Consider the following 11,464-nt stretch of genomic DNA (forward strand, 5'->3'; position numbering starts at 1 on the left):
TAGGCTGGCATCCATGCCTCAGATCGCCAAGGTTCTCGTTGCCAACCGCGGCGAGATCGCCGTTCGCGTCATCCGCGCCGCCCGTGACGCCGGGAAGGCGTCGGTCGCCGTCTACGCCGACCAGGACCGTGACGCCCTGCACGTGCGTCTCGCCGACGAGGCCTACGCGCTCGAAGGCGCGACGAGCGCCGAGACGTACCTGTCGATCGACAAGATCCTGTCGGTCGCGCGCCGGTCGGGCGCCGACGCGGTGCACCCGGGCTACGGCTTCCTCGCCGAGAACGCCGACTTCGCCCGCGCCGTGATCGCGGCCGGCCTCGTGTGGATCGGCCCGTCGCCCGAGGCGATCGAGGCCCTCGGCGACAAGGTGACCGCCCGCGCGGTCGCCGAGAAGGTGGGCGCGCCGCTCGCCCCCGGCACGCCCGGTCCCGTGGCCGGCGCCGACGAGGTCGTGGCGTTCGCCGAGACCGTCGGTCTCCCCATCGCGATCAAGGCCGCGTACGGCGGCGGCGGGCGCGGCCTCAAGGTCGCCCGCACGATCGACGAGGTCCCCGAGCTCTTCGAGTCGGCCACGCGCGAGGCGATCACCGCCTTCGGCCGCGGCGAGTGCTTCGTCGAGAAGTACCTCGACAAGCCGCGGCACGTCGAGACCCAGTGCCTCGCGGATGCCGCCGGCAACGTCGTCGTCGTCTCCACGCGCGACTGCTCGCTGCAGCGCCGCCACCAGAAGCTCGTCGAGGAGGCGCCCGCGCCGTTCCTGACCGATGCGCAGAACGAGATCCTCTACTCGGCGTCGAAGGCGATCCTCAAGGAGGTCGGCTACGTGGGCGCGGGGACCTGCGAGTTCCTGATCGGCGCCGACGGCACGATCTCGTTCCTCGAGGTCAACACGCGCCTGCAGGTCGAGCACCCGGTGTCGGAGGAGGTCACCGGCATCGACCTCGTGCGCGAGCAGTTCCGCCTCGCCGAGGGCGAAGAGCTCGGGTACGACGATCCGCAGCCCGACGGCCACTCGATCGAGTTCCGCATCAACGGCGAGGACCCGGGCCGCGGGTTCCTCCCCCAGCCGGGCCCGATCCACGTGTTCAAGACGTTCGGCGGTCCCGGCATCCGCCTGGACTCCGGTGTCACCGCCGGCGACAGCGTCTCGGGAGCGTTCGACTCCCTCCTCGCGAAGATCATCGTCACCGGCCGTGATCGCGCCGAGGCGCTGGAGCGCTCGCGCCGCGCCCTGGACGAGTTCGAGGTCGCCGGCCTTCCGACGGTGCTGCCGTTCCACCGCAAGGTCGTGCGCGACCCCGCCTTCGTCGCCGCTAACGGCGTGTTCGGCGTCTACACGCGCTGGATCGAGACCGAGTTCGTCAACGACATCGCACCGTGGGACGGCGAGCTCGAGTCGCCGAAGCCCGCCGAGGCGCGCCACACGGTCGTCGTCGAGGTCGCCGGCAAGCGTCTCGAGGTGAGCCTGCCCGACCGCGTCGTCCCCGCGCCGGGCGTCTCCGGGCGCCCCGCCGCGGTGCCGCCGTCGCGCCGTTCGCACGCCCCGTCGGTGAGCGCGGGCGCCTCGGGCGACGCCGTGAAGTCCCCGATGCAGGCCACCGTCGTCAAGATCGCCGTCGAGGAGGGCCAGCAGGTCGTCAAGGGCGACCTCGTCGTCGTCCTCGAGGCGATGAAGATGGAGCAGCCGATCCAGGCGCACAAGGACGGCGTCATCGGCGCCATCAGCGCCGACCCCGGCACCACGGTGTCGGCCGGACACCAGCTCCTCACGATCTCCTGACGCGAGAGCCGCCGTCACGTCGCGAAGCGCGGCAGGATGGCGGGATGGATGCCTCGCCCGCAGGCGCGCCGGAGGTCTCGGCGCTCGCCATCAACGTCGTGATCCCTCCTGACCTCCGCTGGACCGACGTGCGGCGGGGCGAGGAGTTCGAACTGCAGTCCCTCACCGTCCGGCTGCTGCCTGACGGGTCGCTCGCGGTGAAGGCCTACGGACGCCCGACAGCCGGCGGCCGGGGCGCATACGTGTCGTTCGCGATGCCGGACCGCCCGGAGCTGCGGGCGCTGGTCGGCGCCGCGGCGAACCGTGCCGCGGAGCTGTGGCGCGGCAACACCGGGTTCGGGTGAGCCGGCGCGAGCGGATGCAGCGCGCCGCGGCATCCGCTCACGCCACGCGCGCTCCGTGACGGGAGCGCGCGAGGCGGACGTCCGTCAGCCGCCGTAGACGTTGTGGTCGACGACGTGCATCGCGCGCGCGGCGTCGGTGATGCTGCCCGACAGCGACGGGTACACCGCGAACACGCGCGAGACCTGGTCGACCGTGAGACGGCGCTCGACGGCGATCGCGATGGGGTAGATGAGCTCGGACGCGCGCGGCGCGACGATGACGCCGCCGATGACGGTGCCGCTGCCCTCGCGCGCGATGATCTTCACGAAGCCGTCCTTGACGCCCATCATCTTCGCGCGCGCGTTGGCGGCGAGCGGCAGCTTGTGCACGACGCCGTTGATGTGACCGTCCTCGATGTCCTTCTCCTGCCAGCCGACCGTCGCGATCTCGGGGGCGGTGAAGATGTTGGACGTGATCCGGCGACGCTCCAGCGGGATGACGACGTCACCGAGAGCGTGGAACACGGCCGTGCGGCCCTGCATCGAGGCGACCGAGGCGAGCGGCACGAACGTCGTGCAGTCGCCGGCGGCGTAGATGTTCGGCACCGAGGTGCGTGCCACGCGGTTGACCTGGATGTGGCCGGACTCGGTCATCTGCACACCGGCCTCCTCGAGGCCGATGCCCTTCGTGTTCGGGATCGAGCCGACCGCCATGAGGCAGTGACTCCCCTCGACGGTGCGGCCGTCCGACAGTGTGACGACGACGCCGTCGCCGGTGTTCTCGACCTTGTCGGCCCGCGACTTGGACAGCAGCTTCATGCCGCCGCGCTTGAACACGCGCTCCAGGACGGCTGCAGCATCCTTGTCCTCGCCCGGGAGCACCTGGTCGCGACTGGACACGAGCGACACCTTGGCGCCGAGGTTCATGTAGGCGCCGGCGAACTCGGCACCCGTGACGCCGGACCCCACTACGATGAGGTGCTCCGGGAGCTCCGTCATGTTGTAGAGCTGCGTCCAGGTGAGGATGCGCTGGCCGTCGGGCTTCGCGCTGGCCAGCTCGCGCGGCGATGCGCCGACCGAGACGACGAGGGTGTCCGCCTCGATGCGGTCGAAGTCGGTGCCGCCGGGGCCGGTCGAGACGACCACGGCGTTGCCGCCTTCGAGTCGGCCGTGTCCCGAGATGATGCGCACGCCCGCCTCGGCGAGCGACGCGCGCATGTCGTCGGACTGCTGCCGGGCGAGGGTCAGCAGTCGCTTGTTGACGGCGGTCAGGTTGATGGCGATCTCGGGCTTGAGAGGCTTGCCGTCCTTGCCCTTGGCGAACAGCTGCACCCCCAGGTCGCCCGCGCCCGCGATCGCGACGGCGGCGTCCGCGGTGGCGATGAGCGACTTCGAGGGCACGACGTCGGTGATGACGGCCGAGCCGCCGATGCCGGCCCGCTCGACGACGGTCACCTCGGCTCCGAGCTGCGCGGCGGCGAGCGCCGCTTCGTAGCCTCCGGGTCCGCCGCCGAGGATGGCGACGGTCTGGGTGGTCTCGAAGCTGATCGACATGACTTCCATTCTCCCCTGCCGGACGCCTTCGGCACGACATCGACAGCAGTCGCCACGACACTCCCGGCGTGCGCCGCTCACGCCTGTTCTGGCTCTTGCGGCCCACGGTTCCTAAAGTGGTCCCATGTCAGACACCAACGGCAATCCTCTCGACGACCCCGCCGCCGACCCGTTCGCGGTCGCCGCCGCCGCCGCGGAGGACATCGCCCGCATCACCGGCGTCGAGCGCCACGACATCGCGCTCACCCTCGGCAGCGGCTGGGGCAAGGCGGCGGAGCTGCTCGGCGAGACGACCGCGACGTTCCCCGCCACGCAGGTGACGGGCTTCAGCGCACCGGCCCTCTCGGGCCACGTGGGAACGCTGCGCAGCGTCGTCACGCCCAAGGGCCGCCGCGTGCTGGTCATCGGCGCGCGCACCCACTACTACGAGGGCCACGGCGTGCGCCGTGTCGTCCACAGCGTCCGCACGGCCGCCGCTACGGGGGCGCGCACGATGGTGCTCACCAACGGCGCGGGCGGCATCAAGACCTCGTGGACGCCGGGCCGTCCCGTGCTCATCAGCGACCACATCAACCTCACCGGCGACTCGCCGCTCGAGGGCGCCACGTTCATCGACCTCACCGATCTGTACTCGCTGCGCCTGCGCGATCTCGCGCGCTCGATCGACCCGAGCCTCGACGAGGGCGTCTACTGCCAGTACCGCGGCCCCCAGTACGAGACGCCCGCCGAGGTCCAGATGGCGAAGGCCGTCGGCGGCCACATCGTCGGCATGTCGACGGCGCTCGAGGCGATCGCGGCCCGCCAGGCGGGCATGGAGATCCTCGGCTTCTCGCTCATCACGAACATGGCCGCCGGCATCCAGACCACCCCGCTCAGTCACCAGGAGGTCCTCGACGCCGGCCGCGAGGCCGAGCCGGTGATCTCGTCGCTGCTGGCCCGAGTGATCGGCGCGATGTGAACGAGCAGGATGCGGCAGGCCCCGGCCCCGCCGAAGACACCGCGCTGTCGCGGGCGCACGCCTGGCTGGCGCAGGATCCCGACGGCGAGACGCGCGCCGAGCTGCGGGCACTGATCGAGGCGGCGGAGTCGGGCGACGACGCCGCGGATGCCGAGCTCGCCGACCGGTTCTCGACGCGCCTGGCCTTCGGCACGGCCGGGCTGCGTGGCGCGCTCGGCGCCGGCACCAACCGCATGAACCGCGTGCTCGTCGCGCAGGCCGCAGCCGGTCTCGCCGCGTACGTGCGGGAGCAGGCCGGGCTGGAGCCCGTGGGCGCGGCCGCCCCCGACGCAGCGCCGTCGCTCGCGGAGGACGCCGCGTCCGAGCCCGCCGAGGTCGCCGCCCCGGCCGAGGCGGACGCGCCGGCAGACGCCTCCGCGGACGCCGAAGCCGCCGACGGCGCGCCGGCAGCCGACGAGCCGGCAGCCGACGAGCCGGCAGAAGCCGAGCCGGAACACGCCGAGCCGGAGCACGCCGCGAATGCGGACGACGAGCCGGCAGAAGCCGAGCCGGCGCCGGAAGCCGGCGCATCGGCCGACATGGTCGAAGCGTCCGAGCCGACCGCTCCGGAGCTCACGGAAGCCCCGTCCGAGGACGCCCTGGCAGCCGAAGGACCCGAGGTGCCCGGCATCCTCGACGACGCGCCGATCGTGGTGATCGGGTACGACGGACGCCGCAACTCCGACGTGTTCGCGCGCGACTCCGCCGAGATCTTCGCCGGCGCGGGGCTGCGGGCGATCCTGCTCCCCCGCCTGCTCCCGACCCCGGTCCTGGCGTTCGCGGTGCGGCACTTCGGCGCCGCGGCCGGCGTGATGGTGACGGCCAGCCACAACCCGCCCGACGACAACGGCTACAAGGTGTACCTCGGCGGGGCCGACGACGGGTCGCAGATCGTGCCGCCCGCCGACGGCGAGATCGCCGCGCACATCGACCGCGTCGCCGCTGCCGGCGACATCGGGACGATCGCCCGCTCGCTCGGGTTCGAGACCGCGACCGAAGAGGTCGTCGACGCCTACGTCACGGCGACCGCGGCCGTGGCACCGGCCCCCGCGGGCGCGCAGGGGCTCACGTGGGTCTACACGGCGATGCACGGCGTCGGATGGCAGACGTTGTCGCGCATCCTTTCGACGGCGGGCTACCCCGAGCCGGTGCCCGTGACCGCGCAGCTGGAGCCCGACGGGTCGTTCCCGACGGTCTCGTTCCCCAACCCGGAGGAGCCGGGCGCCATGGACCTCTCGTTCGAGGCGGCGCGCGCTGCAGGCGCGGAGCTCGTCATCGCGAACGACCCCGACGCCGATCGGCTCGCCGTCGCGATCCCGGACGAGCACGCAGAAGGCGGATGGCGCCGGCTGACCGGCAACGAGATCGGGCTGCTGCTCGGCTGGCGCGCCGCGCGGCTGGTCGCCGAGAGCGGTGACCCGGCGGGCGCCTCGCTCGCGTGCTCGCTCGTGTCGTCGCCCGGGCTGCAGACGATCGCCGAGCACTACGGCCTCGGATTCCACGCGACGCTCACCGGCTTCAAGTGGATCTCGCGTGCCCCCGGCATCGCGTTCGGCTTCGAGGAGGCGCTCGGCTACCTCGTCAACCCGGAGACGGTGCGCGACAAGGACGGCATCTCGGCCGCCGTCGCGATCCTCGGCATGGTGGGCGAGGCGCGGGGACGCGGCGCGACGCTGGGCGACCTGCTCGGTGAGCTCGACGAGCTGTTCGGTGCGTTCGCGAGCGACCAGGTGTCGATCCGCGTCGACGACGTGTCGCAGATCGGCCGCATCATGACGGCGCTGCGGGACCGGCATCCCGAATCCGTCGCGGGCGTCGCCGTCGACCGCATCGACGACCTCAAGGACGGTTTCGACGATCTGCCGCCGGGCGACGTGCTGCGCCTGTGGCTCGCAGACGGCTCCCGTGTGATCGTGCGACCGAGCGGCACCGAGCCGAAGCTCAAGCTGTACCTCGACGTGCGCGGCGACTCCCGCGACGACGCGGAGGCACGCATCGCCGCGCTGGCCGACGGTGCCCGCGCGCTGCTCGCCGAGTACGGAGACTGAAGCCGGTCGCGAGGACCGGAGACGACGGGGATGCCGCGAGCCGCGGCGTCCCCGTCGTCGTCCGTGTCAGCGCCCGAAGCCGGCGAGCTCCGGCGCGAGCGCGAGTCCCTGCGCGTGACCGGTCTCCGCCGCGGCGGGGCGCAGGGTGTGGTCCATGCCCCGGACGCCGAACAGGTGCTCGGCCTCGGTGGGCGGGCCGATCACCTCGACCCGGCTGCCCTGCGCCCGCAGGGCGTCGGCCTGGGTGTCGACGCCCAGGCGCCATTGCGCCGGAGCCCGCGTCCGGCCGCCGAACGGCGACAGCACCAGCACGCGGTCGTACCCGGCGGCGAGGTCGGCGTTCTCGGCGTTGGTGCGGTATCCCCCGTCGATGTACCAGTCGTCGCCGATGCGATACGCGGCGGCGGACGCGGTGCTCGCGGCGACGGCATCCACGAGGTCCACGCCGCTGTGGCGGTCGAGCACCGCACCGTCGCCGGTGCGCGCGTCCACCACCGTGATGCGGATCGGCCGGTCGGGCCAGCGCGGGTCGGGCAGCCGCCCCGCGACGATCTCGCGCCACCGCGGCTGCCACGCAGGATCGGCGGCCGCGAGCTCCAGGGCGGCCGCCCCCATCCGGCGGCGCATGTCAGCGGGGTCGGCCGACTCCGCGATGATGCGTCCGGTGCGTTCGAGGTGGTTGACGGTCGGCCGCGGGGAGCGGGATGCCGCCGCGTGCCGCGCGGGCGGCGGGACGATCGTCAGGGCGTACAGGTCGGCCGGCGTGGCGCCGGCGAGCTGAGCCGCGGCGGTGGCGCCGGCTGAGGTGCCGATCGTGACGTCGGCGGTCGTCACATCGAGCCCGGCGTCGAAGAGCCCGGCGACGATGCCGATGAGCCAGGCGTTGCCGGTGGAGCCGCCGCCGCCGAGGACGAGCGCCCGGGAAGGAGAAGAAGTGTTCATGGGAGTCGCCTTTCGCGATTCGCGAACGGTGCTCCCGGCGGCGATGACGTCAGCCGCGCGATCGTGAACAGCGGGGAGCACCCGATACGGATACTGCGTTCATGGGTGTCACCTCCTGTCGTCGAAGCACGATCGCGTCGACGTTAGCACAGCGCCTCAGCGCAGGACGACGTGCCCGGGCGACACCTCGACGAGCTCGGTGCCGTCGGGTTCGAGGCCGATCGGCTCGGGGCGTGCCGAGATGCGCTCCAGGCGTGCCCGGGCGCGCGAAGGGTCGGCGGTGAGCGCCGCATCGAGCAGGTGCCGGGTGTACGCGTGCTGCGGCGACGCGAACACGTCGGCGGTCGGGCCCAGCTCGACGATGCGCCCGCGGTTCATCACGGCGGTGCGCGTCGCGATCTCGCGCACGACCGACAGGTCGTGGGTGATGAACAGGTACGTGAGGTCGAGGTCGCGCTGCAGCTGCAGCAGCAGGTCGGTGACCTGTGCCTGGATCGACATGTCCAGCGCCGACAGCGGCTCGTCGCACACCACGAAGCCGGGGCGCACGGCGATGGCGCGGGCGATCACGATGCGCTGGCGCTGGCCGCCCGAGAATGCGCGCGGACGCCGGTGGACGGCATCCCCTTCGATCCCCACCGCGGCGAGCGCCTCGATCGCACGGTCGCGGACGTCGTCGCCGGGGGCGAGGACGGTCAGCGGCTCGAGCACGTTCTGCAGGGCGGTGCGATGCGGGTTCAGCGATGAGAACGGGTCCTGGAAGATGACCTGCATCGACCGGTGGTGCGCGGCGCGCTCGGAGCGGGGCAGGGCCGTGAGGTCGACGCCGTCGTAGGTGACGGTGCCGGCGGTGGGCTCCTCCATCTGCAGGATGCAGCGGCCGAGCGTCGACTTGCCGCTCCCCGACTCGCCGACCAGGGCCAGCGTCTCGCCGCGGCGGATGGTCAGGTCGATGCCGTCGACGGCCTGGACGGTGCCGGTCTTGCGGCCCCACGCGTTGCGCAGCGGGAAGGTCTTCACGAGCCCGTCGACTCGCACCAGCTCTTCGGTCTGCACGCTCATGCGTCCCCTCCCTCGGGTGCCACGCGAGGCCCTGGCTCGTCGGGCGCGGCCGGTGCCGCGGCGAGCAGTGTCTTCGTGTAGGGATGCCGCGGCTCGGCGAACACCCGGTCCACCGGGCCCGTCTCGACGATACGGCCGTCCTTCATCACCAGGACGTCGTCGCACACCGCCGCGACGACGCCCAGGTCGTGCGTGACGATGAGGACCGTGAGCGCGCGCTCGGCCTGGAGCGTGCGCAGCAGCGCGAGGATCTGGGCCTGGATCGTCGCGTCGAGCGCCGTGGTCGGCTCGTCGGCCAGCAGCAGCTCCGGACGGGCGAGCAGCGCCATCGCGATCATCGCGCGCTGGCGCATGCCGCCCGACAGCTCGTGCGGGTACCGCGACAGCACGCGGTCGGGGTCGGGGATGCGGACGGCGACGAGCGCCTCGCGCGCGAGAGCGGTCGCCTCCCGGCGCCCCGCCTTCTGGAAGCGCTGGGCGACCTCGGTGAGATGGGCGCCGATGCGCACGAGCGGATTGAACGACGTCATCGGGTCCTGGAACACCATCGCCGCCGGCAGCCGCCGGCGCGGCAGCTCGGACGTGATGTCGGCGCCGTCGACCACGACGCGGTCCCACGAACGGTCGGCGCCCTCCGGCAGCAGGCCGAGGAGCGAGCGCAGCAGCATCGTCTTGCCCGAGCCCGACTCCCCCACGATGCCGACGACGCGGCCTCGAGGCACCTGGAACGACACGTCCTCGAGTACGCGCACGCGCCCACCGGTGCGGCCCGGGAGGTCGACGGTGAGACCGTCGACGCTCAGGAGCACGTCGCTCGACGGCAGCCCCGCCAGGGGGCCGACCGGACCAGTGGTGGAAGCATCCTTCGCCATCACGCGCCTCCTTCGCTGACCGACTGACGCAGCGCGTCGCCCAGCACGTTGAACGACAGCACCGTGAGCAGGATCAGGACGCCCGGGATGAGCGCGAGGTACGGCGCCGCCTGCAGGCTGCCCTGGGCGGTCTCGAGCAGGCTGCCCCACGAGGCCATCGGGGGCTGGATGCCGAGGCCGAGGAAGCTCAGCGCCGACTCGGTGAGGATCGCGTTCGAGATGCTCGCCGTCGCGGCCACGATGATCGTCGGGGCGGCGTCGGGGAGCACGTGCCGGCTCACCACGAGCACGCGGCGCACGCCGATGTAGCGCGCGTAGCCGACGTACGGCCGCTCGCGCAGCGACAGCGTCTCGGCACGCACCAGGCGCGCCGTCGCCATCCACGAGAACGCGCCGATCACGAAGATGATCGTCCACAGGCCGGGCTTGAGGAACACGCTCACGACGATGACGAGCACCATCCACGGGATCGACGACAGGAAGTCGACGAAGCGCATCAGCAGGTCGTCGAGGCGCCCGCCGGCGTAACCGGCGACGAGCCCCACGACGACGCCGATCGCGGTCGCGGCGATCATCGCCAGGACGCCGACCGTCAGCGAGATGCGCCCGCCGTAGACGACGCGCGAGAAGTAGTCGCGGCCGAGCTCGTCGGTGCCGAACCAGTGCTCGGCGCTCGGCGGCTGCCACCGGGCGGCCAGGTCGGTGGAGGTCGGGTCGAGCGGCAGCAGGGGCGCCAGCAGCGACACGACGGCGATCACCACGAGGAACGCGATCGCGAGGATCGCCGAGACCGACCGGAACGATCGCGTGCGGTGGATGAGGGTGCTGGCGTCGAGCGCGGCCGCCACATCGGGGACCTGGGTCATGAGCCCGCTCCGATCCGGATGCGGGGATCCACGAGGACGTACAGGATGTCGGCGATCAGGTTGCCGACGATCACGAGCACCGCCGACAGCAGCAGCACCGCGAGGATCACGGGATAGTCGAGACTCCGCGTCGCGGTCAGGAAGTAGGGGCCGACACCCGGCCAGCCGAAGATCGACTCGGTGACGATCGCGCCGGTCACGAGGATGGGGAGGGCGAGGCCCAGCTGCGTGATGATCGGCAGCATGACGTTGCGGCTGACGTGACGTGACAGGATCTGCCCGCCCGACGCGCCGAAGCCGCGCTGGACCAGCACGTAGTCCTGCGACAGCTGACTGATCGTCGCCGAGCGCACGTACCGCGCGAGCTCGGGGAAGAAGGCGACCACGAGAACCAGGAACGGCATCACGAAGTGGGCGAGGAAGTCCAGCGGGTCACCCTGCTTGCCCACCGAGTGCATGCCGATGATCGGGAACCACCGCAGCGTGTACCCGAACACGTAGATGACCAGCAGCGCGAACCAGAACGACGGCGTCGCGATGCCGATGCCGGCGAGGCCGTCGATGACCTTGTCGACGAGCTTGCCGCGGCGCGATCCGGCCAGGAGCCCCAGCACGACCGCCAGGACGAGGGCGACGATGTACGCGGGCGCCACCAGCACGATCGTGTTGGGGATGCGGACGGCGAGCTCCTCGGCGATCGAGTGGCGGCTGGCCAGCGAGTAGCCGAGGTCGCCCTGCAGCACATGACCGAGCCACAGGCCGTACTGCACGAGCAGCGGCTGATCGAGACCGTAGCGCTCGCGGATGGCCGCGACCGTCTCGTCCGACATCTGCGGCGTCGTGATCGAGTCCACGACGTCGTACGGCGCCGCGTGCACGAGCAGGAACACCACGAACGTCACCAGCAGCAGCATCGGGATGACCTGCAGCAGGCGGCGCAGGATGTAGACCGCCATCGTTCTCCCTTCCGGCGGAGGGCGAGGGATGCCGGCGGCCTCGGCGGCCGGCATCCCTCGCACA

Annotated in this window: 10 protein-coding genes; 4 read left to right on the plus strand and 6 right to left on the minus strand. The window is 72.2% G+C overall.

Annotated elements, in window-relative coordinates; translation table 11 throughout:
* Positions 1-13: 13 nt before the first annotated feature.
* Both ACFWJ8_RS15025 and ACFWJ8_RS15030 read left to right on the plus strand, forming a co-directional pair.
* The gene (locus tag ACFWJ8_RS15025) at positions 14-1,780 is read left to right on the plus strand and encodes a biotin carboxylase N-terminal domain-containing protein (protein ID WP_378812937.1); all 1,767 of its coding nucleotides are present in this window, start codon (positions 14-16) and stop codon (positions 1,778-1,780) included.
* A 44-nt stretch (positions 1,781-1,824) separates the two neighbouring features.
* The gene (locus ACFWJ8_RS15030; protein WP_378812940.1) at positions 1,825-2,124 is read left to right on the plus strand and encodes a hypothetical protein; all 300 of its coding nucleotides are present in this window, start codon (positions 1,825-1,827) and stop codon (positions 2,122-2,124) included.
* 84 nt (positions 2,125-2,208) lie between these two features.
* On the opposite strand, the gene ACFWJ8_RS15035 is transcribed toward ACFWJ8_RS15030, so the two are convergent.
* The gene (locus ACFWJ8_RS15035; RefSeq protein ID WP_378812943.1) at positions 2,209-3,657 is read right to left on the minus strand and encodes an NAD(P)H-quinone dehydrogenase; all 1,449 of its coding nucleotides are present in this window, start codon (positions 3,655-3,657) and stop codon (positions 2,209-2,211) included.
* A gap of 124 nt (positions 3,658-3,781) precedes the next feature.
* Between ACFWJ8_RS15035 and ACFWJ8_RS15040 the strand changes: the two genes are divergently transcribed.
* Both ACFWJ8_RS15040 and ACFWJ8_RS15045 read left to right on the plus strand, forming a co-directional pair.
* Complete coding sequence (locus ACFWJ8_RS15040; RefSeq protein ID WP_378812945.1) at positions 3,782-4,615, plus strand: purine-nucleoside phosphorylase; 834 nt, start codon at positions 3,782-3,784, stop codon at positions 4,613-4,615.
* On the plus strand, positions 4,612-6,702 hold the full coding sequence (locus tag ACFWJ8_RS15045; RefSeq protein WP_378812948.1) for a phospho-sugar mutase: 2,091 nt from the start codon (positions 4,612-4,614) through the stop codon (positions 6,700-6,702). Before ACFWJ8_RS15040 ends, ACFWJ8_RS15045 begins: the two co-directional genes overlap by 4 nt.
* 66 nt (positions 6,703-6,768) lie before the next feature.
* On the opposite strand, the gene ACFWJ8_RS15050 is transcribed toward ACFWJ8_RS15045, so the two are convergent.
* The 5 genes from ACFWJ8_RS15050 to ACFWJ8_RS15070 all read right to left on the minus strand — a co-directional run.
* A complete protein-coding gene (locus ACFWJ8_RS15050; RefSeq protein ID WP_378812950.1) occupies positions 6,769-7,644 on the minus strand; it encodes a patatin-like phospholipase family protein in 876 nt (291 codons plus the stop codon).
* Between the two features lie 156 nt (positions 7,645-7,800).
* Complete coding sequence (locus tag ACFWJ8_RS15055; RefSeq protein ID WP_378812952.1) at positions 7,801-8,706, minus strand: ATP-binding cassette domain-containing protein; 906 nt, start codon at positions 8,704-8,706, stop codon at positions 7,801-7,803.
* Complete coding sequence (locus ACFWJ8_RS15060) at positions 8,703-9,578, minus strand: ABC transporter ATP-binding protein (RefSeq protein ID WP_378812955.1); 876 nt, start codon at positions 9,576-9,578, stop codon at positions 8,703-8,705. The genes ACFWJ8_RS15055 and ACFWJ8_RS15060 overlap by 4 nt, the downstream gene beginning before the upstream one ends.
* On the minus strand, positions 9,578-10,444 hold the full coding sequence (locus tag ACFWJ8_RS15065; RefSeq protein ID WP_378812958.1) for an ABC transporter permease: 867 nt from the start codon (positions 10,442-10,444) through the stop codon (positions 9,578-9,580). Before ACFWJ8_RS15065 ends, ACFWJ8_RS15060 begins: the two co-directional genes overlap by 1 nt.
* Positions 10,441-11,464, minus strand: a 1,024-nt coding sequence (locus tag ACFWJ8_RS15070; protein ID WP_378812960.1) for an ABC transporter permease, incomplete at its 5' end; no start/stop codon positions are given. The genes ACFWJ8_RS15070 and ACFWJ8_RS15065, both read right to left, overlap by 4 nt.

The sequence above is a fragment of the Microbacterium sp. NPDC058389 genome, assembly GCF_042722305.1.
Lineage (GTDB): Bacteria > Actinomycetota > Actinomycetes > Actinomycetales > Microbacteriaceae > Microbacterium.

What these genes read in the sequence shown, in the direction of transcription:
- ACFWJ8_RS15025 (WP_378812937.1), top strand. Translation starts at nt 14, where the DNA reads ATGCCTCAGATCGCCAAGGTTCTCGTTGCCAACCGCGGCGAGATCGCC.
- ACFWJ8_RS15030 (WP_378812940.1), top strand. Translation starts at nt 1,825, where the DNA reads ATGGATGCCTCGCCCGCAGGCGCGCCGGAGGTCTCGGCGCTCGCCATC.
- ACFWJ8_RS15035 (WP_378812943.1), bottom strand. Translation starts at nt 3,657, where the DNA reads ATGTCGATCAGCTTCGAGACCACCCAGACCGTCGCCATCCTCGGCGGC.
- ACFWJ8_RS15040 (WP_378812945.1), top strand. Translation starts at nt 3,782, where the DNA reads ATGTCAGACACCAACGGCAATCCTCTCGACGACCCCGCCGCCGACCCG.
- ACFWJ8_RS15050 (WP_378812950.1), bottom strand. Translation starts at nt 7,644, where the DNA reads ATGAACACTTCTTCTCCTTCCCGGGCGCTCGTCCTCGGCGGCGGCGGC.
- ACFWJ8_RS15055 (WP_378812952.1), bottom strand. Translation starts at nt 8,706, where the DNA reads ATGAGCGTGCAGACCGAAGAGCTGGTGCGAGTCGACGGGCTCGTGAAG.
- ACFWJ8_RS15060 (WP_378812955.1), bottom strand. Translation starts at nt 9,578, where the DNA reads ATGGCGAAGGATGCTTCCACCACTGGTCCGGTCGGCCCCCTGGCGGGG.
- ACFWJ8_RS15065 (WP_378812958.1), bottom strand. Translation starts at nt 10,444, where the DNA reads ATGACCCAGGTCCCCGATGTGGCGGCCGCGCTCGACGCCAGCACCCTC.